This is a genomic window from Pseudomonas khorasanensis, assembly GCF_014268505.2.
GTDB classification, from domain to species: domain Bacteria; phylum Pseudomonadota; class Gammaproteobacteria; order Pseudomonadales; family Pseudomonadaceae; genus Aquipseudomonas; species Aquipseudomonas khorasanensis.
In genome coordinates this window covers 262,123-280,575 of sequence record NZ_JABWQP020000005.1, presented here as the reverse complement: position 1 = coordinate 280,575, position 18,453 = coordinate 262,123, and the positions used below count along the sequence as shown (strand labels likewise).

Genomic DNA, 18,453 nt, shown 5'->3' with positions numbered 1-18,453 from the left:
CTTGGTTCAAACTACAGACTTTCAGGAAGGGAGATGTAGGGCGATGCAAGGCCACCCAGATGTAATCGATTACCTCAATACGTTGCTGACCGGCGAACTGGCCGCGCGTGACCAATATTTCGTTCATTCGCGGATGTATGAGGACTGGGGGTTCACCAAGCTCTACGAGCGAATCAACCACGAGATGGAAGAAGAAGCCGGTCACGCTGATGCGTTGATGCGCCGGATTCTGATGCTCGAAGGCACGCCGCGCATGCGTCCGGATGACCTCGATGTCGGCACTACCGTGCCTTCGATGCTGGAAGCCGATCTGCGCCTCGAATACAAAGTCCGCGCTGCGCTGTGCAAAGGCATCGAACTCTGCGAGCAGCACAGAGACTACGTCAGCCGCGAGATCCTGCGGGTCCAGCTTAACGATACCGAAGAAGATCACACTTACTGGCTGGAAAAGCAGCTGGGCCTGATCAAGCTGATCGGTCTTGAAAACTACCTGCAATCCCACGCGTCCTGATTGCAGCTACAAAAAAGCCCCTGTCACTTAACCAGTGACAGGGGCTTTTTCATGCCTGACGTTTAAGCCCGATCGCGGATCAGTAACGGCTTGAGGTAATGACCTGTGTGAGATTTTTTCATCTCGGCCACTTCCTCCGGCGTACCGGTGGCAATGATCTGCCCGCCCTTGGAACCACCTTCGGGGCCGAGGTCCACCAGCCAGTCAGCCGTCTTGATCACATCGAGGTTGTGCTCGATTACCACGACCGTGTTGCCGTGGTCGCGCAAGCGATGCAGCACGTCGAGCAGTTGCTGGATGTCCGCGAAGTGCAGACCCGTCGTCGGCTCATCGAGGATATACAGCGTCTTGCCTGTATCGCGCTTGGACAGTTCGCGAGACAACTTGACCCGCTGTGCCTCACCACCGGAAAGGGTGGTGGCCGATTGGCCAAGCTTGATGTACGACAGACCGACATCCATCAACGTTTGCAGTTTGCGCGCCAGCGCCGGCACCGCGTCGAAGAATTCCCGGGCTTCCTCGATGGTCATCTCGAGGGTTTCATGGATGCTCTTGCCCTTGTATTTGATCTCAAGGGTTTCGCGGTTGTAGCGTTTGCTCTTGCACACATCGCAGGGCACGTAGATGTCTGGCAGGAAGTGCATTTCCACTTTGATCAGGCCATCGCCCTGGCACGCTTCGCAACGACCGCCCTTGACGTTGAACGAGAAACGCCCCGGGCCATAACCCCGTGAGCGCGACTCAGGCACGCCGGCGAACAATTCACGGATTGGCGTGAACAGCCCGGTATAAGTCGCCGGGTTGGAGCGAGGCGTACGACCGATTGGGCTCTGGTCGATATCGACGACCTTGTCGAGATGCTCCAGGCCTTTGATGCTGTCGTGAGCTGCGGCTTCCAGCGTGGTCGCGCCATTGAGTGCCGTGGCGCTCAGCGGGTACAGCGTGTTGTTGATCAGCGTTGATTTGCCCGAGCCCGACACACCGGTTACGCAAGTCAGCAACCCGATCGGTATTTCCAGATCGACGTTACGCAGGTTGTTGCCGCGAGCGCCCTTGAGCGACAGGGTCAGCTTCTTGTTGCGCGGCGTGCGTTTGGCCGGCACTTGGATCTTCACCCGACCTGACAGGTATTTGCCGGTCAGGGAGTCCGGGTGTGCCATGACTTCATCCGGCGTGCCTTCGGCGACGATCCGCCCGCCGTGCACACCGGCACCCGGGCCGATATCCACGACGTAGTCCGCCAGGCGGATCGCGTCTTCGTCGTGCTCGACCACAATCACCGTGTTGCCGATGTCACGCAAATGCTTGAGCGTACCGAGCAAACGATCGTTATCGCGCTGGTGCAATCCGATCGAGGGTTCGTCCAGGATGTACAGAACGCCGACGAGACCAGCGCCGATCTGACTGGCCAGGCGAATCCGCTGTGCTTCACCGCCGGAAAGCGTGTCAGCACTGCGATCCAGCGACAAATAGTCCAGACCTACGTTGACCAGGAACTGCAGGCGCTCACGAATTTCCTTGAGAATCTTGTCGGCGATTTCGCCACGGCGACCGGTCATCTTCAGCTTGCCGAAGTATTCGCAGGCATCACCGATCGGCAGATTGGTCACCGCGGGCAGCGTTTTCTCACCCACCCATACGTGACGCGCTTCTCGACGCAGGCGCGTGCCCCGGCAGTCCGGGCAGGCCTGATGGCTGAGGAACTTCGCCAGCTCTTCGCGCACGCTTGTCGATTCCGTTTCGCGGTAACGACGCTCCAGATTCGGCACGATGCCTTCGAACGGGTGCGAACGTTTGACGATGTCGCCACGGTCGTTCAGGTATTTGAAGTTGACGTTCTGCGAACCGCTGCCGTGCAGGATGAATTTCTGCTGGTCGGCCGGCAGTTCGTTGAACGGCTTCTCCAGGCTGAAACCATAGTGCGAAGCCAACGAGCCGAGCATCTGGAAGTAATAGACGTTACGCCTGTCCCAGCCGCGAATCGCGCCCTCGGCCAAAGTCAGGTCGCCGTTGACCAGTCGCTTGATATCAAAGAATTGTTTGACGCCCAGGCCATCGCAGGTCGGGCAGGCGCCGGCCGGGTTGTTGAAGGAAAACAGCTTCGGTTCCAGCTCGCTGATCGCATGGCCGCAGACCGGGCAGGCGAAGCGTGCGGAGAAGATCATTTCTTCGCCCGGCTCGTCGTCCATCGGTGCAACCAGAGCGATGCCATCGGCGAGCTTGAGTGCCGTCTCGAAAGATTCGGCCAGACGTTGCTGCAGATCGGCGCGAACCTTGAAGCGGTCGACGATGACATCGATCGAGTGCTTCTTCTGTTTATCCAGTTTCGGCAGCTCGTCGAGCTCGCAGATGCGGCCATTGACCCTGGCGCGGACGAAGCCTTGCGCACGCAGCTCTTCGAAGACCGAGAGGTGTTCGCCTTTGCGCTCGCGGATCACCGGCGCCAGCAGCATCAGCTTGCTGCCTTCCGGCTGGGCCAGCACCAGGTCGACCATCTGGCTGACGGTCTGCGCTTCCAGCGGGATGTCATGATCCGGGCAACGTGGCGTACCGACACGTGCATACAGCAGGCGCAGATAGTCGTAGATTTCGGTGATGGTGCCGACCGTGGATCGCGGGTTGTGCGAGGTCGACTTCTGTTCGATGGAGATCGCCGGCGACAAGCCTTCGATGGTGTCGACGTCGGGTTTTTCCATCATCGACAGAAACTGACGGGCGTAGGCCGACAGCGATTCGACATAACGGCGTTGCCCTTCGGCATACAGCGTGTCGAACGCCAGGGACGACTTGCCGGATCCGGACAGGCCGGTGATGACGATCAATTTGTCCCGTGGCAGGGTCAGGTCGATGTTCTTCAGGTTGTGGGTACGGGCCCCACGTATCAGGATCTTGTCCAAAGTGGCCTCGCTCGGCGGGCGTCGAAAACGTAGGAGTATACGGGCAAATACTGGATGGATGCACACTATCGAGCCAAGGGTTTTCTGCCCTTGATGAAGAGTGTTTCATCTATGCGTGGCAAAGCGTCGCGATATACCCCGTATTCCGATGGGACTGGTAGAATCGCCGCCGGTTCACACGAGGTTTTTCCATGCACGATCCCCACAGCGAACGCATGAGTGGCAGCGAGACCCGCGCGGCGAGCGGTCTGGCCCTGGTGTTCGCCTTCCGTATGCTTGGCATGTTCATGGTGTTGCCGGTACTGGCGACCTATGGCATGGACCTGGCAGGCGCGACCCCCGCGCTGATCGGGCTGGCCATCGGTGCGTATGGCCTGACCCAGGCAATCTTTCAGATTCCGTTCGGGATCATTTCGGATCGCATCGGTCGCCGCCCGGTGATTTATCTGGGATTGATCGTCTTTGCCCTCGGCAGTGTGCTGGCCTCGCAGGCCGATTCGATCTGGGGCGTGATCGCCGGCCGGATCCTGCAGGGCGCCGGGGCGATTTCCGCTGCAGTCATGGCGCTGCTTTCGGACCTGACCCGCGAACAGCATCGCACCAAAGCCATGGCCATGATTGGCATGACCATCGGCCTGTCCTTCGCCGTGGCCATGGTGGTCGGGCCACTGCTGACCCGTGCGTTCGGGCTGTCCGGACTGTTTCTCGCTACCGGCGGCATGGCGCTGGTTGGCATCCTGATTATCATGTTCATGGTGCCGCGCTCGACCGGGCCGCTGCAGCATCGTGAGTCTGGCGTTGCGCGCCAGGCGTTGATGCCGACGCTCAAGCATCCGGATCTGCTGCGCCTCGATCTGGGCATCTTTGTGTTACATGCCATGTTGATGTCCAGCTTCGTTGCATTGCCTCTGGCGCTGGTGGAAAAAGCCGGTTTGCCCAAGGAACAGCACTGGTGGGTCTACCTGACGGCGCTGCTGATTTCGTTCTTCGCCATGATCCCGTTCATCATCTATGGCGAGAAGCGACGCAAAATGAAACGAGTTTTGCTCGGCGCCGTCATGACGCTGATGCTGACTGAGCTATTCTTCTGGCAGTTCGGCGACAGCTTGCGGGCTCTGGTGATCGGCACGGTGGTTTTCTTCACCGCGTTCAATCTGCTGGAAGCTTCATTGCCATCGCTGATCAGCAAGGTTTCACCGGCAGGCGGGAAGGGCACGGCCATGGGCGTGTATTCCACCAGCCAGTTCCTCGGTTCGGCACTCGGCGGGATACTCGGCGGCTGGCTGTTTCAGCACGGCGGTCTGTCGGTTGTGTTCCTCGGATGCGCCGGTCTGGCTGCCATCTGGCTAGTCTTTGCTGTTACCATGCGCGAACCTCCCTACGTGACGAGCCTGCGCTTGCCGTTGTCGCCCGAAGCGATCCGCGAAGCGGGTCTGGTCGAGCGCCTCAAGGCCCTCGTAGGGGTAACGGATGCAGTGATAGTCGCGGAAGAGGCGGCTGTTTACATCAAACTGGACAAAGAATTAGTGGATCGTGACACCCTCGAACGCCTGGTGAACAACCCGGCCGGGGCTGCTTGCGAAGCCTAGGAGAACGTTATGGCCCGTGGGGTTAACAAAGTCATATTGGTCGGCACTTGCGGCCAGGATCCCGAAGTTCGCTACCTGCCTAACGGTAACGCCGTGACCAACCTGAGTCTGGCAACCAGCGAACAGTGGACCGACAAGCAAACCGGTCAGAAGGTCGAGAAGACCGAGTGGCACCGTGTTTCGATGTTCGGCAAGGTGGCCGAGATTGCCGGCGAATACCTGCGCAAGGGTTCGCAGGTTTACATCGAAGGCAAGCTGCAAACCCGCGAGTGGGAAAAAGACGGTATCAAGCGTTACACCACCGAAATCGTGGTCGACATGCAAGGCACCATGCAACTGCTCGGTGGCCGTCCTCAACAGGGCGAGCAACAGGGCGGTGGCAATAACTACCAGCAGCAGGCCCCACGCCAACAGGCTCCGCGCCCGCAGCAATCGGCTCCGCAGCAGCGCTCGGCCCCGGCCCCACAACAGGCCGCGCCGCAACCCGCTCCTGATTTCGACAGCTTTGATGACGATATTCCGTTCTGATTCCTGCTGAATCCGCAGTAACCGAAAAGGCCCGTCGCCTCAAGCGACGGGCCTTTTTTTGCGTAGAAATATTTGATCCCCGGATCACCTGTAGGCGCTGTCGAGTGAAACGAGGCTGCGATCGTCTGATCTCCAATCCCGGTCAAATCAAAAGATCGCAGCGTGCCGCAGCTGCTACAGGGGAGGCGTGTTTCAGTCGAGGATCAGATGCGGCAAGAAGCGGCTCGAGTCTTTTGTGATCAGGCTGTTGTCTTCCCGTACGCCGATTCCCGCAGCCTGATCGCCAATCACCCAAGAGCCGATCAGCGTGTAGCTGTCACCAAACTTGGGCAGCGGGGCAAACTCCTGCAGGATGAACGGCGCATCGGTGTAGGGCCCGTCCTCTTTTACGATCAGACCGTCAGCGGTTTGCAGTTCAATGTTTGCGCCTTCCCGGGAAAAGTACGGTTTGCGCACCCAGCCCCTGGGCACAGCACTCGCCGGGTCCGGATCCAGGTGCGCGGCGAGCAGGTTCGGATGGCCCCTGTGCAGTTCCCACAACAACGGCAACGCACCTTTGTTTGACAGGATCGCTTTCCAGGCCGGCTCAAAAAACTGCGTATCGCACTCGGCAATCGCTGCGCCGAACGGCTCGTGAAAAATGAACTCCCAGGCGTGCAGCTTGAACAGGTGCGGGATCCAGCGATCCTCCAGATCGACAAAGCGACCTTCAGCCGTCAGGCCGATGTCTTCGATGTCGATGTGCCGGGATTCGATGCCGACCTTTTCCGCGATCAGGCGCAAGTAATCCGTCGTGCCCTTGTCTTCGACAGAGTCTTTCATCGAGGCGAAGTAGAAAGGCCGCGTCAGCTTCAGTTCGGCAAAGGCCTGATGCAGTCGGGTGTCGATGCTGTTGAACTGGTCAGCATGGCGCGGCAGGGTGCCGCGCTCGATGCATTGCTCCAGCCAGCCCCACTGAAACGCCGCTGCTTCATAGAGGCTGGTCGGCGTGTCGTAGTTGAGTTCCAGCAATTTCGCCGGGCCGCTGCCGCTGTAGGAAAAGTCCATGCGCCCGTACAGATGCGGATGACCTTCGCGCCAGGAAGTGCGGATCATGTCGTAGTACGGGGCCGGAATACTCAAGCGATCCAGCAGTTCTTCGCTGTGCACCACACGGTCGACCAGGTCCATGCACATCTCGTGCAGCTCGGTGGTCGGGTCTTCGAGATCGTTCTCTATCTGCGCGAGCGTGAATTGGTAGTACGCGTTTTCGTCCCAATAAGGCTCGTCATCGATCGTATGGAACATGAAACCGAGACTTTCGGCCGTCTGCTTCCAGTCCGAGCGCTCGGCGCAATGGATCTTTTTCATGGTCAGCTGCTCGAGCGACCGGAGCTGCTGCCCCAGCCACCCCAACCGCTGCGGGCACTGGACTGGCTGCCGAAGCCGCCGCGAGAAGTCGAAGAGGCAACGTTGACCGGTTTGCTTTTACTGCTCTCGTAGTCCGGCTGGCTACGCGGTGCCGATTCGATCCTGCGGTACTGCGACGAGGTGTTGTAGGTCTGGCGCGTATCGCGGTCGCGGTCGCGGTAGACGGTGCGATTGGCGTTGTTGCTCAACGCATTGCCGATCAGCCAGCCGGTGAGCCAGCCATTACCGCCACCACCGGAGTAGTGCGAGGTGTTCTGGCTGGCCTGGCTGGCGGTGGTATCACCCGCTGGCATCTGCGCGTCGGCAATCGCGTCAAGGTCCTGCGCGGCTTCGCCGGCCTGCGGTATTTTGAAACCGCCGAGCCTGGGCACGAAGCGGCCATCGGAATTTTTCTGACACCAGTCGGCGGCAAAGTCGGCGTCGCACCTGGCTTTGTCGTCGTACGCCGGGGCAATGCGTCGATGTTCGGTCAATGCGGCAACATAGGCATTGGAGCAGACGTCGGCGGCCACTTCGGCATCGACGCACTGTTCCACGCTCTGAAAGTTGCGTGGCTGATCCACCGCCGCCGCTTCACCGGAAATGGCCATGGCCACCGACGCTGCGAGAGACAGCTGAACGTATTTGCTTCGTTTCATCTCAAGGCTTCTTGCCGATCAGTGGGACGGTGTCATGCACGCAGCGTTGAGCATGCCGACGCTGATCGCCACTGCCGCCACGTAAATGCCGGCAGCGATTTCCCCGTTGGCGATGCGCTGCGAGGTGCCCTTGAGCACCATTGTCGTGCCCAGAAACGCCAGCAGTTGCACCACTGCGGCGATGACTGCCCAGAGGACGAAGTCCACTACGTTGATCGAGTAGGCAATCACGTTGCTGGCGGGGATGGCGAAACCGATGATTGCACCGGCCAGGGCGATCGCGGCTGCGGTATTGCCAGCGCGAATCAGCTCGAACTCTTTGTGCGGAGTGATGCGGGTGTAGACGAACTGGAACAGCATGAACAGCAGAACGGCGCCGATCAGGTAGACGATGAAACCGGTCAACGCGGTTTTGTTCAGGGAAACGGCCAGCACTTCCAGCATGGAAAAACTTCCTTATTCAAATGGCGCTCAGGTCAGTCGTGTACAGCGAAATACCCAACGAAGTGCTCAGGCTGACGGTGCCTTCTTCGTCCTGCTCGACGGAGAACAGCAGCAGCTCGCGGCGATCGGTCAGGCCGGTTTCGCGGGCGTAGAGCATCGAATGATGCTTGATGGTGTAGCCCTCGTCGGGGTTGGCCACCTGTTCGGTCATCGGCACCAGTTCGGTCTGACCTTGTTCGGTGCCCCATTCGCGGGTGTATTCGACACCTTCGTGAAGGTAAGTGGGCAGGCCGATCAGGCTGTTCGGGCCGGCCAGGCGCTGGAGTTCGGCGTCGCTGTTGACCGTCACGTAGCTGAGGTAGTTGAACAGCGTGACCGATTCGATCTGATCGTCGCCGGTGACGTGGATCTGCAACCAGAACTCCTCGTCATTCATGTAATAGCGGCGCAGTTTGTTGGACTGGCCAAGCTCGATCCAGCCGGCACTCCAGATCGCTTGATCAAGGGGCACCCGCACCGTGGTCGATCCGTCGAGCAGCAACGCCAGCGTCGAATCGAATCTGACGCCTTTGCCCAGTGCCAGGCCAAGCGGCGCGCTGGCAACGGTGGGTGTCGGCGTCGGCGCAGCGGTCTGCCAGTTGCTGGTGCCCAGCAAGTCTTTAAACCATCCCATGGGTACGTTCCTTGAAGCGGGTGGAGGTGTTCGGTGGCGCAAAAGTGGCGGTAGTGTACCGGGCCGCGCGGGAACGAACAGGCAAAATGAAAGGTTGTGCGAGTGAACGAATCCCTGTGTAGGCGGTGCCGAAGGCTGCGATCTTTTGATTTTGTCTTTAAAAAAACATCAAAAGATCGCAGCCTTCGGCAGCTCCTGCACAAGTTGCGGTGTTACTGCGCGGACTTCTGCTTCAGACGCTCAAGAATCGCATTGGCGCTGCCTTCGTTCGGCGTGATGCCGGCGTCGCGCAGTTTGCGTTCCAGGTCGTTGCCGGTCGAGGCATCGGCCAGTTCGTCCGCGGCGCTCAGTTCCGCAGCGCGCTGCTGCTGTTTGGCCTGCAGGCGGTTCAGTGTGCCGACGGCAGTTTCCAGTTTGCCGTTGGCGCCGCCGCTGGCAATCGAAGCGCTGACTTGTGCCTTCTGCACGCTGTCGCGGGCCTTGGCCATGTCCACTTGCTGGCGCAGGCTCTTGATCCGCGATTCGGCTTTGCCGATGTCCTTGCGCATGTTGTCGGCGTAGGTGCCGAATTCATCGCTGAGCTTCTTCTCGGCGTTGAGGTCGTTGGTCAGGGTCGAAATCGCTTCGGCCACTTCCATCGCCAGGTCTTCGCGGCCGGCGTTCAGCGCGGCAACGGCCTTGGCTTCCAGATCCTTGATCTTGGCATCGTATTCGCTGACACGATCAGCGGCGAGTTTGTGCTTGGCCATGATCGTGACCAATTCGCGACGAGCGTTCGACAGCGCCGTGTCGGCGTCGCGGATTTCCTGGTCGAGGATGCGCAGGGCCTGCTGGTCGGCGATCGCTTCGCCGACTTCACTGGCGCCGCCGCGCAGCGCGGTGAACAACTTGCTCCAGATGGACTGAGTCATTGGATATTCCCTGTTGATTACTTGAAGAAGTGTTCGAAGGCTTCGCTGGCGCGCTGCACGTTGTCGACCAGGGTTTTCACCTCGGTGACGACGTTGGTCAGACTCGAATCGGCGCTGAGTGCGCCGAACATGTTGTAAACGGTCTGCCCGTTGGGCATCGACTCGATACCGATCGACGACAGCGGGAACATTTCCCGGCTGCGCAGTACGGCGTCGTTGAAGGCGTGAATGTCGGTGATCGAATCGATGTCCACCAGCACGGTGTCGACGATGATCTGCTGACCCGCCAGCGCGATGTGGATCGGCAGGCCGCCGAATTCGTTCATCTCCAGCTTGATGCTCGGTTCGGAGCTCTGGATCAGGGACAGCGAAATCTCTTGTGAAACCACCTCGTCCAGGGCCTTGAGGGCGCTGTGGAGGCTATCGATGGTCCAGTTGTTGCCTGCGCTCATGTAGTTCTCCGACATGAAAGAGCCAGCCAGAATCGGTTGGCGTAGCTGTTGTTCCATTTGCTTGAGCAAGCTTCGGTTTTCGGGAAGCACCCAGGTTTCGTGTTTCACATAACCGGCAGCCGCGAGGCCTGCGCGCATCTGCTTCATGTAAAAGCTCGACGGTTTTTTCGCGGACACTTTGGCGCGCTCGCCTTTTGGGCTTGCTGCGGCAGTCGTCGGGGAGCGGCTTTTCATGGCTTGGGTCCGGTTATGAACATCTCACGCGTGAGCCACACTACATCCAATCCAAAGTGCCATCAATGACTCACGCGTGAGATTTTGATGACAGACGCAAAAAGGCCCGCAACGTGGCGGGCCAGGGTGTTCTGCGTTTGTTGCTAGGCGTTGCGGCTCAGGAATTCTTCGGTCGACACCACGCTGGCGTAAGCGAAACCCAGCGCCGACATGAACGCCGCATGCACGCTCGCGGCCGGTACGGTCAGGCCATTGAATTCCAGATCCCGGCTGGCGCAGGCATCGTGGATCACCGTGACGCCATAGCCCATATCTGCCGCCGCGCGGGTGATGCCATCAATGCACATATGGCTCATGCTGCCGACGACTACCAGTTCACTGATGCCTTGTTCGTCGAGAATCGATTGCAGTTCGGTCTCACGGAACGAGTTGACGAAATGCTTGAGCACCACAGGCTCGTCAGCGCGGTTGAGCACTTTGGAATGCAGTTTGGCGCCCTCGGAGCCTGGAGTGAAAAACGGCGCATCCTCTGAGGTGAATTCGTGGCGAATGTGCGCCACCGAATCACCCGCCTCGCGAAAGGCTGCGATCAGTCGAGCGGCATTGTCGGCAGCGGCGTCGGCACCGGCCAGCGGCCACTTGCCTTGGGGGAAGTAGTCGTTCTGGATATCGACTACGATGAGCGCTTGCTTGGCCATGGGGGTGTCCTCGATGCAGTGATTGGGTGTGGCGTCAGTATTGGCGCTGGGCGAGGATTCGAGGATTGGCCGCACCGACAATAAACAGGGGAAAACTGACAATGGCTGCAGAAAGAGCCGCCACGGCGCAATTGGGCGTGCTGATTTATCCTGGCGCGCAAATGGCGGCGGTGCACGGTCTGACCGATCTGTTTGCAGTGGCCAACCGGATTGCCGCCGAGTATCAGGCTGCGCAATTGCCCTTGTTGCGGGTCAGTCACTGGCGCATCGAAGGTGATCAATTGCCGACGCGGGTTTACGACAGTCATCCGGGCGCCGAAGACGCTTTGCTGGCCGTGCTGATTCCGCCCTCGCTCGGCGGGTTCAGTGCGGCGCAGATGCCGGCGAGTCTGGCGCAGTGGCTGCGTGATCAACATGCACGCGGCGCGACCCTCGGCGGCGTATGCGTGGGATCGTTGATGCTCGCTGAAAGCGGTCTGCTCGATGGCCGTAGCGCCACCACCCACTGGACCTCGGCCCAGGCGTTTGCCGAGCGTTATCCGAACATCAAGCTCAAGGCCGATACGCCGATTGTCGATGACGGCGACCTGATCACCACGGCCGGCCTGATGGCCTGGTCGGAGCTGGGTTTGCGTCTGGTCGATCGCTTGCTCGGGCCGAGCATCGCCACCGCGACCGCGCGGTTTCTGGTAATGGAGCACAGCGACAGCGCCAGTGAGTGCGGGAGTAATTTCGCGCCGATCCTCAGCCATGGCGACGCGGCGATTCTCAAGGTGCAGCACTGGCTGCAAAGCACCGGGGCGACGGACGTTTCGCTGACGGCAATGGCAGAGCGAGCCGGGCTGGAGGAGCGCACCTTTTTGCGACGGTTTCGCGCCGCGACCGGTTTGAAACCGACCGAGTACTGCCAACATCTGCGTGTCGGCAGGGCGCGGGAAATGCTCGAGTTCACCAACGGTACGATTGATCACATCGCCTGGACGGTGGGCTATCAGGATCCAGGCGCGTTTCGTGCGATCTTCAAGAAGATTACCGGGCTGGCGCCGAGTGATTACCGGGGGCGGTTCGGGCTGACGCGCTAGCCCAAACACAGCAGCTCCCACAATGTTTTGCATGTGATCCGGGATCGTGCAATTTGCCGGATATTTACGCGCGGTCGTGCACATTGAAACAGGCGTCGTGCCAGCACCGTTTTGCCAACGGCCCGATTGCCGGGCGTTTCCAGCGGATCAGCCATTGGCCTGATCTCTGCACCTTTCCTGGCTGAACTCACGAACTGATGAAAGGGGAACGCATGACCCCGACACCCGGCAGGAAAATCGTTGTTGCTCATTCGGTGCGCGTCGACGCACCACAACATGAAATTCAGACCAACAAAGCCCTGGCCCGCTGGCTGGCGCAGATACTCGGGCTGAAGTTCGGCGGCAGCTATGATCCCGAGAAACACCGTGACCGCGAACTCTACTTGCTCCCGACGCAGACCATCGTCGGCTCAGCCCGCGCGAGGGAGCTCGGTATCAAAGGCCCGGACGATCTCTGGGGCGGATTCGTCGAGCACGACTTCATCTGCACCAAAGCCATCACCCACGGTTTGCGCAGCCATTTGGCTCAGGCGCCTGAAGGCTGGTCGCCGCTGTTTTCCGAGCGGGTGCGCAACGTCGTGCTCGACGGACTCAGCGTGTTTGCGCTTGAAGATGCGCGGCCGGCCGCCGAGCATTTGCTGTACGCCGGGCCGATCCGCTTGAAGCCGATTCATGCCTGCGCCGGCCGTGGGCAGGAAGTGATTAAAAGCCTCGATGGCTTCGACGAAATCCTTGCGCGGCCCGAGGCGCAACAGATCTTCAGCGAAGGCGTGGTGCTGGAGCAAGACTTGAGCGAAGTTGTCACCCACAGTGTCGGCCAGTCATTCATCGGTGGGAAAGTGTTGAGCTACTGCGGTGATCAATATTTGACCAGGGATGGTCAAGGGGAAGAGGTTTACGGCGGCTCGAATCTGTTGGCGGTGCAGGGCGGCTATGAACAATTGCTGGCGCTGGATCTGCCCGGCGACGTGCGTCTGGCCATCGAGCAGGCGCAGGTTTTTGATAGCGCCGCCGATGAAGCCTACCCGCGATTCTTCGCCTCGAGGCGCAATTACGACATTGCCCAAGGGCTGGACGCCAGTGGCAGGAAGCGCAGCGGCGTACTCGAACAATCCTGGCGCATGGGCGGCGCCAGCAGCGCCGAGGTCGCCGCGCTGCAAGCCTTTGCCAACGATCCGCAGATGCGCGCCATTCGGGTGTCGTCCGTGGAAACTTACACCGATCAGGCGCTGCCGGCGGACGCCATCGAGGTCTATCGCGGCCCGGCCGAAAACAGCGCGTTCCTTCTCAAATACGTAACGGTCAAATCCTATGACGGCTAGAAGCGAAAGCATTCAAATCGACATTGATGACGAACAGATGAGCGGGACGTTTCTCAGTCCCAAGTCGAAGGTGCCGGGCGTGTTGTTTGTCCACGGCTGGGGCGGCAGTCAGGAGCGCGACCTGGAACGGGCCAAAGGCATCGCCGGCCTGGGTTGCGTTTGTCTGACGTTTGATTTGCGTGGCCACACAGGGGGAACCGGCATTCCCCTGTCGCGGGTGACCCGCGAAGACAATCTGCGTGATTTGCTGGCGGCGTACGATCGTCTGCTGGCGCACCCGGCGCTCGATACGTCGGCGATCGCCGTGGTTGGCACCAGTTATGGCGGTTATCTGGCCTCGATCCTGACGTCATTGCGCCCGGTGCGCTGGCTGGCGTTACGAGTGCCGGCGCTGTATCGAGACGAGCAATGGCACACGCCCAAACGCGATCTGGACAAGGCGGATTTGCGCGACTATCGCGGCACATTGGTGCCCGCCGACAGCAACCGTGCGCTGCACGCCTGCTCGCAGTTCACCGGGGACGTTTTGCTGGTGGAGTCGGAAACCGATGACTTCGTCCCCCACGCGACCATCATGAGTTACCGCGCTGCGTGTCAGCAGACCCATTCGTTGACGCACCGGATTATCGATGGCGCCGATCACGCGTTGAGCGATCCGGTGTCGCAGCAAGCCTACACCTCGATTCTGGTGGACTGGATTACCGAGATGGTCGTGGGTGAGCGGTTGAGCATTATTCAATCCCGGTGATTCACTGCTTGTACCGGCCCCTTTGCGAGCAGGCTCGCTCCTACATTTGGAATGCGTCCAACCTGTGGGAGCGAGCCTGCTCGCGAAGGGGCCTTCAGCTTCAACAAAAACTCAGGAGGGTTTCTTCTCGATTCGCAGCGCTTTCGCCTTGGCTTCCACCACCAGATACATCACCACCGTAATCAACAACGGCAAGAGAAAGTAAATCGCCCGATACGCCAGCAGCCCTGCCACCAGACTGCCCCGTGATGCCTCATGCTGCAGCAGCGCGACAAACACCGCTTCCAGCACGCCAAGCCCTGCCGGAATGTGGGTAATGACCCCGGCAATCGCGCTGATCAACAACACACCGAGCACCAACGGGTAATCCAGCTTGCTTGGCAGCAAGGTGAAAATCACCGCCGCCATCAACGACCAGTTCAAAGCACCAAGCAGCAATTGCAGGACCGCCATGCGCAGTGAGGGCAGGTTGATTTCAACACCGCGAATCGTCCACTCGCGGCGTTTGGAGAACTGACACGCGGCCAGATATCCGGCGCTGACAAGCAGCAACACAACGCCCACCAGTTGCAGCGCATCGCTGCTCAGTTTCCAGCCCGGCGGCATGCGCACCAGACCGCTGCTGAATACGACGCCAGCGATGGTCATGTAGCCGAACCAGTTGGTTGCCAGGCTCAGACCGAGGATCTTGGCGATGTTGCCTTTACTCACGCCCAGCCGCGAATACAGTCGATAACGCATGGCGATGCCGCCGACCCAGGCGCTGAGATTGAGGTTGAACGCGTAACTGATGATCCCCACCGGCAGAATCTGTTTCCAGGTCAGGTCCTGACGGATGTAGGTGCGGCCGATCAAGTCGAAACTGGCGTAGGTGAGAAAGCTCAGCAACGTCACGCTGGCGGCGATGATCAGCGTGCGCACCTTGAAGTCGGCGAGGGTTTGCAGGACCTCGGCCCACTCGATGCGCGTGGCGAACATTGTCAGCAACACGATCAGCGCGAGGAAAAACAGGATTGTCAGCGGTCGTTTCCAGCGACTCCATTTCGACGGTGCTGCCGACGGCGAATGGCTACTGGAATGCGCTTCGGAATGACTCATGGGCGCGCACCTCGAAAAGGCTTCAGGCGCGGTTTGTGCGCCGGCAGCCAACCCGCCATCGCCGGGAAGTGCCGCAGGAAGTGAAACACCAGAAAACCGACCGTCATGTGCCAGATTCGCCCGCGCGGCAACAGCTTCGCGTCCATGGCTTTGCAGTGGTTCCGGCTGAGGTCTTCGAGGCGTTCGAACAGATGCTGATTGAAGGCGCGGTCGCGGATCAGCACGTTGGCCTCAAGGTTCAGCGACAGGCTCAGCGGGTCAAGATTGCTTGAACCGACCGTGCTCCAGTCATCGTCCACCAGCGCGACTTTACCGTGCAGCGGACGTTCGCAATATTCATGAATCTGCACCCCGGCTCGCAGCAGATAGTCGTAAGTCATCCGCGCCGCCAGTTTGGCCACCAGCATGTCCGGCTGGCCTTGCAGAATCAGCCGCACCTCGACGCCGCGCCGTGCCGCGTTGCGGATCTCGCGCAGCAAGCGGTAGCCGGGGAAGAAGTAGGCGTTGGCAATGATCACGCGGTGCCTGGCTTTGCGCAGCACCTGCAAATAGACGTCTTCGATATCAGTGTTGTGTTGGTCGTTGTCGCGGAATACCAGGCGCACCTGTCCGTCGTGCTCGGTGAAGGCCATGTCGGCGAGACGCTGACGCCGGCGCTGCCACCAGAACCGGGCGCGACCAGGGCGACCGCTTTGCAGCAGGGCGAAGTGATGGATGTCAGCGACCACCGGGCCCTGAATTTCTACCGAATAATCCTGTTTGGCTTCAGGGCCGAAATCGGCCAGGTGATCGCCGGAAAAATTGATCCCGCCAATGAATGCGACCAAGCCATCCACCACCACGATCTTGCGGTGCAGGCGCCGGAACCAGTTGGTGCGGATGCCCAGATGCTTGGGCGCAGGATCGAAGATCTGCAGATGCACGCCGGCGTCGCTCAACGCGGTGAGGTAACCGGTGCTCAACTCGCCACAGCCGAAGCCGTCGAGGCTGACCGTGGTGCGCACGCCACGCTGAGCGGCTTCGATCAGAATCTGCTGTAACTCGGCACCGACCTTGTCCTCGAAGACGATGAAGGTTTCCAGCAGGATTTCACTCTTGGCCGCGCGCATCGCTTCAAACACCCGAGGGAAGTATTCCTCGCCGTTTTCCAGCAACTGCACGCGGTTATTGCCGTGCCATTGATATTCGACATCGACGTGACCGGGCTCGCGTACCGGCGGGTTCAACGGCACGGGGTCCACGACGGCTTTTTCCAGTGGCGCACTGTTCATAGTTCAATCTCCACCGATAACGGTGCGTGGTCGGAAAGATGGGACCAGGGGCGGTTGGTCAGGACTTTCGGCCGGCTGGCCTTGAGGTTGCGCACGTAAATACGGTCCAGCCGCAATGCAGGCAGTCGCGCCGGAAAACTGCGCGCCGGTTTGCCGTGAAGCTCTGTAAATACCTCACGCAGGCCGCAGGGTTTGAGCTGCGCATCGGCGCGCTGGCGCCAGTCGTTGAAGTCACCGGCAACGATCACCGGGGCGTTCTCAGGCAGCTCGGCGAGGCGCTGCATGAGCAGATCAAGCTGGGCGTTGCGATGGCTTTCGCGCAGGCCCAGATGCACGCAAATCGCATGCACTTCGGCGCCGTCACCGGGCAGTCGCAGTACGCAGTGCAACAGCCCACGGTTTTCATGGCCGCTGATCGACACGTCGAGGTTGTCGTGGCGGATGATCTGGAATTTCGACAGCAACGCATTGCCGTGATCGCCCGCCGGGTACACCGCGTTGCGTCCGTAGGCAAACTGCGGCCAGAGGCTGTCGGCGAGGAATTCGTACTGCGGCATCGTCGGCCAATTGTCGTAGCTTTTCGGATGCTGCTCGTGCGTGCCGTGGACTTCCTGCAAAAACACCACATCGGCGGCAACGCTGCGCACCGCCTCACGCAGCTCCGGCAGGATGAAGCGCCGGTTGAGGGCGGTGAAACCCTTGTGGGTGTTGACCGTCAGTACGGTGAATGTGCGCACCGATGACTCCACGACAGCGCCTTCATCGGTGAACCCCACCGGTTCTGGAATGCTCATGACAGGACTCCTTCGGCGGCGACCTGGCCGGGAGCGGTGGCGAGGTTTTTATCGAGGCCGAAGTGCTGCAACAGGCTGCGGGCGTCGTAGGGCGCGCGGACTTTGATGTCGTTGTCGAAATAGCAGAACACTTGGCGGGATTTGCGCGCTCGCGGTTTCAGGCTTGGCGCGATCAGATGCGCATCGTCCGGCTGCCGGCCCTGATGCCAGGCGTCGATGCGTTCGGCCCAGCGTTTGATCGCGTCCGCCGAATAACCGCTGGCATAAAGCTCCTCGGCCCCGTGCAGGCGCAGGTAGACAAAGTCGCTGGTGAGGTCTTCGCGGTAGGGCCATTTCCCGGCAGTGTCGGCGACCACCAGCGCGGTGTTGTGACGCTTCAACAGGCGCACGAATTCGGGATCGATAAAGCTTTCGTTGCGGATTTCAACGGCATGACGCAGCGGCATTTTGCGCCAGGCTTTGACGCTGGCGTGGCCGGGCAGGTGTGAGTCGTGCTGGCGGGCGAGGGCGGCGGCTGCTTCAGTGTCGTGGGGCAGTTGCGCGAGAAACTGCTCGAAACGCTCAGTCTCGAATTTGAAATTCGGTGGAAATTGCCAAAGGATCGGGCCGAGTTTTTCTTTCAGTTCCAGTACCCCTGACGCAAAGAAATTCGCCAGCGGCTTTTCGATCTCGCGCAAGCGACGTACATGGGTGATAAAGCGCGGCGCCTTGACGCTGAAAACGAAGTCATCAGGGGTTTCGGCGTACCACTGGGCATAGCGTTCAGGTCGTTGCAGAGCGTAGAACGATCCATTGATTTCGATACTGTTGACCGCCCGGGAAGCGAACTGCAATTCGCGCTTCTGCGCCAGACCCTTCGGGTAGAAGTCCCCGCGCCACGGGGCGTAGCGCCAGCCTGAAATACCGATGTGAATCGTCGCCATCCCGTCCTCCCTTGGAAAGTCCTCGTGTTGCCGGTGTTTTGTGATGACTGTGGGCGAGGCGTGAAAGTTTCGATGGCGTTACGGACGGTCGATTCAGCCGGGCGACGCCGTCCCCCTGTGGGAGCGAGCCTGCTCGCGAAAGCAGTGTGTCAGTCAACGAGCTTTTCTCTGGCGGTCCAATTTCGCGAGCAGGCTCGCTCCCACAAGGGATTGTCTGGTGTTCATGGCTG

At 60.0% G+C, this 18,453-nt stretch carries 18 protein-coding genes; 6 read left to right on the top strand and 12 right to left on the bottom strand.

Annotated elements, in window-relative coordinates; translation table 11 throughout:
- The first annotated feature begins 43 nt into the window (after nt 1–43).
- Nucleotides 44–511, top strand: coding sequence for a bacterioferritin (bfr, locus tag HU727_RS14520; protein ID WP_186532292.1), 468 nt, complete (start codon nt 44–46; stop codon nt 509–511).
- Between the two features lie 62 nt (nt 512–573).
- Here the strand turns inward: bfr and uvrA are convergent, their stop codons facing one another.
- Nucleotides 574–3,408, bottom strand: a complete 2,835-nt coding sequence (uvrA, locus tag HU727_RS14515; RefSeq protein WP_186532293.1) for an excinuclease ABC subunit UvrA — start codon at nt 3,406–3,408, stop codon at nt 574–576.
- A 191-nt stretch (nt 3,409–3,599) separates the two neighbouring features.
- Here uvrA and HU727_RS14510 point away from each other — a divergent pair, with 191 nt between their 5' ends.
- Both HU727_RS14510 and HU727_RS14505 read left to right on the top strand, forming a co-directional pair.
- A complete protein-coding gene (locus HU727_RS14510) occupies nt 3,600–4,997 on the top strand; it encodes an MFS transporter (RefSeq protein WP_186532294.1) in 1,398 nt (465 codons plus the stop codon).
- A 9-nt stretch (nt 4,998–5,006) separates the two neighbouring features.
- Nucleotides 5,007–5,525, top strand: a complete 519-nt coding sequence (locus HU727_RS14505; protein WP_095109681.1) for a single-stranded DNA-binding protein — start codon at nt 5,007–5,009, stop codon at nt 5,523–5,525.
- A gap of 192 nt (nt 5,526–5,717) precedes the next feature.
- On the opposite strand, the gene HU727_RS14500 is transcribed toward HU727_RS14505, so the two are convergent.
- The 7 genes from HU727_RS14500 to HU727_RS14470 form a co-directional block, all read right to left on the bottom strand.
- Nucleotides 5,718–6,875, bottom strand: coding sequence for a glutathionylspermidine synthase family protein (locus tag HU727_RS14500; protein ID WP_186532295.1), 1,158 nt, complete (start codon nt 6,873–6,875; stop codon nt 5,718–5,720).
- A gap of 2 nt (nt 6,876–6,877) precedes the next feature.
- Entirely contained in the window at nt 6,878–7,573 is a 696-nt protein-coding gene (locus tag HU727_RS14495; protein WP_186532296.1) for a DUF1190 domain-containing protein, read from the bottom strand.
- 18 nt (nt 7,574–7,591) lie between these two features.
- Nucleotides 7,592–8,017 carry a DUF350 domain-containing protein gene (locus HU727_RS14490; protein ID WP_186532297.1) on the bottom strand — a complete coding sequence of 142 codons (426 nt, stop codon included), beginning with the start codon at nt 8,015–8,017 and terminating at the stop codon, nt 7,592–7,594.
- Nucleotides 8,018–8,033: 16 nt separating this feature from the next.
- Entirely contained in the window at nt 8,034–8,690 is a 657-nt protein-coding gene (locus HU727_RS14485; RefSeq protein ID WP_186532298.1) for a DUF2491 family protein, read from the bottom strand.
- A 212-nt stretch (nt 8,691–8,902) separates the two neighbouring features.
- Nucleotides 8,903–9,601, bottom strand: a complete 699-nt coding sequence (locus HU727_RS14480; RefSeq protein WP_186532299.1) for a PspA/IM30 family protein — start codon at nt 9,599–9,601, stop codon at nt 8,903–8,905.
- Nucleotides 9,602–9,618: 17 nt separating this feature from the next.
- Nucleotides 9,619–10,287: a YjfI family protein gene (locus tag HU727_RS14475; RefSeq protein WP_186532300.1), complete on the bottom strand. Its 669-nt coding sequence runs from the start codon at nt 10,285–10,287 to the stop codon at nt 9,619–9,621.
- A 143-nt stretch (nt 10,288–10,430) separates the two neighbouring features.
- A complete protein-coding gene (locus HU727_RS14470) occupies nt 10,431–10,985 on the bottom strand; it encodes a cysteine hydrolase family protein (RefSeq protein ID WP_186532301.1) in 555 nt (184 codons plus the stop codon).
- Nucleotides 10,986–11,086: 101 nt separating this feature from the next.
- Here HU727_RS14470 and HU727_RS14465 point away from each other — a divergent pair, with 101 nt between their 5' ends.
- From HU727_RS14465 to HU727_RS14455, 3 genes are all read left to right on the top strand, one after another.
- Nucleotides 11,087–12,067, top strand: coding sequence for a GlxA family transcriptional regulator (locus HU727_RS14465; RefSeq protein ID WP_186532302.1), 981 nt, complete (start codon nt 11,087–11,089; stop codon nt 12,065–12,067).
- A gap of 212 nt (nt 12,068–12,279) precedes the next feature.
- Nucleotides 12,280–13,389: a DUF3182 family protein gene (locus HU727_RS14460; RefSeq protein ID WP_186532303.1), complete on the top strand. Its 1,110-nt coding sequence runs from the start codon at nt 12,280–12,282 to the stop codon at nt 13,387–13,389.
- Nucleotides 13,379–14,137 carry an alpha/beta hydrolase family protein gene (locus tag HU727_RS14455; protein WP_186532304.1) on the top strand — a complete coding sequence of 253 codons (759 nt, stop codon included), beginning with the start codon at nt 13,379–13,381 and terminating at the stop codon, nt 14,135–14,137. The genes HU727_RS14460 and HU727_RS14455 overlap by 11 nt, the downstream gene beginning before the upstream one ends.
- A gap of 111 nt (nt 14,138–14,248) precedes the next feature.
- On the opposite strand, the gene HU727_RS14450 is transcribed toward HU727_RS14455, so the two are convergent.
- From HU727_RS14450 to HU727_RS14435, 4 genes are read right to left on the bottom strand one after another with little or no spacing between them, the layout of a single operon-like run.
- Nucleotides 14,249–15,235, bottom strand: a complete 987-nt coding sequence (locus HU727_RS14450; RefSeq protein ID WP_186532305.1) for a lysylphosphatidylglycerol synthase domain-containing protein — start codon at nt 15,233–15,235, stop codon at nt 14,249–14,251.
- A complete protein-coding gene (gene clsB, locus HU727_RS14445) occupies nt 15,232–16,506 on the bottom strand; it encodes a cardiolipin synthase ClsB (protein ID WP_186532306.1) in 1,275 nt (424 codons plus the stop codon). Before clsB ends, HU727_RS14450 begins: the two co-directional genes overlap by 4 nt.
- Nucleotides 16,503–17,300 carry an endonuclease/exonuclease/phosphatase family protein gene (locus HU727_RS14440; protein WP_186532307.1) on the bottom strand — a complete coding sequence of 266 codons (798 nt, stop codon included), beginning with the start codon at nt 17,298–17,300 and terminating at the stop codon, nt 16,503–16,505. The genes clsB and HU727_RS14440 overlap by 4 nt, the downstream gene beginning before the upstream one ends.
- Nucleotides 17,297–18,223, bottom strand: coding sequence for a DUF72 domain-containing protein (locus tag HU727_RS14435; protein ID WP_186532308.1), 927 nt, complete (start codon nt 18,221–18,223; stop codon nt 17,297–17,299). The genes HU727_RS14440 and HU727_RS14435 overlap by 4 nt, the downstream gene beginning before the upstream one ends.
- Nucleotides 18,224–18,453: the final 230 nt, after the last annotated feature.

Excerpts from the sequence above, each read along its gene's own strand:
- HU727_RS14455 (WP_186532304.1), top strand. The coding sequence starts at position 13,379 with ATGACGGCTAGAAGCGAAAGCATTCAAATCGACATTGATGACGAACAG.
- HU727_RS14435 (WP_186532308.1), bottom strand. The coding sequence starts at position 18,223 with ATGGCGACGATTCACATCGGTATTTCAGGCTGGCGCTACGCCCCGTGG.
- bfr (WP_186532292.1), top strand. The coding sequence starts at position 44 with ATGCAAGGCCACCCAGATGTAATCGATTACCTCAATACGTTGCTGACC.
- HU727_RS14480 (WP_186532299.1), bottom strand. The coding sequence starts at position 9,601 with ATGACTCAGTCCATCTGGAGCAAGTTGTTCACCGCGCTGCGCGGCGGC.
- HU727_RS14450 (WP_186532305.1), bottom strand. The coding sequence starts at position 15,235 with ATGAGTCATTCCGAAGCGCATTCCAGTAGCCATTCGCCGTCGGCAGCA.
- HU727_RS14460 (WP_186532303.1), top strand. The coding sequence starts at position 12,280 with ATGACCCCGACACCCGGCAGGAAAATCGTTGTTGCTCATTCGGTGCGC.
- HU727_RS14510 (WP_186532294.1), top strand. The coding sequence starts at position 3,600 with ATGCACGATCCCCACAGCGAACGCATGAGTGGCAGCGAGACCCGCGCG.
- HU727_RS14470 (WP_186532301.1), bottom strand. The coding sequence starts at position 10,985 with ATGGCCAAGCAAGCGCTCATCGTAGTCGATATCCAGAACGACTACTTC.
- HU727_RS14505 (WP_095109681.1), top strand. The coding sequence starts at position 5,007 with ATGGCCCGTGGGGTTAACAAAGTCATATTGGTCGGCACTTGCGGCCAG.
- HU727_RS14495 (WP_186532296.1), bottom strand. The coding sequence starts at position 7,573 with ATGAAACGAAGCAAATACGTTCAGCTGTCTCTCGCAGCGTCGGTGGCC.
- HU727_RS14465 (WP_186532302.1), top strand. The coding sequence starts at position 11,087 with ATGGCTGCAGAAAGAGCCGCCACGGCGCAATTGGGCGTGCTGATTTAT.
- HU727_RS14490 (WP_186532297.1), bottom strand. The coding sequence starts at position 8,017 with ATGCTGGAAGTGCTGGCCGTTTCCCTGAACAAAACCGCGTTGACCGGT.
- HU727_RS14500 (WP_186532295.1), bottom strand. The coding sequence starts at position 6,875 with ATGAAAAAGATCCATTGCGCCGAGCGCTCGGACTGGAAGCAGACGGCC.
- HU727_RS14475 (WP_186532300.1), bottom strand. The coding sequence starts at position 10,287 with ATGAAAAGCCGCTCCCCGACGACTGCCGCAGCAAGCCCAAAAGGCGAG.
- clsB (WP_186532306.1), bottom strand. The coding sequence starts at position 16,506 with ATGAACAGTGCGCCACTGGAAAAAGCCGTCGTGGACCCCGTGCCGTTG.
- HU727_RS14440 (WP_186532307.1), bottom strand. The coding sequence starts at position 17,300 with ATGAGCATTCCAGAACCGGTGGGGTTCACCGATGAAGGCGCTGTCGTG.
- HU727_RS14485 (WP_186532298.1), bottom strand. The coding sequence starts at position 8,690 with ATGGGATGGTTTAAAGACTTGCTGGGCACCAGCAACTGGCAGACCGCT.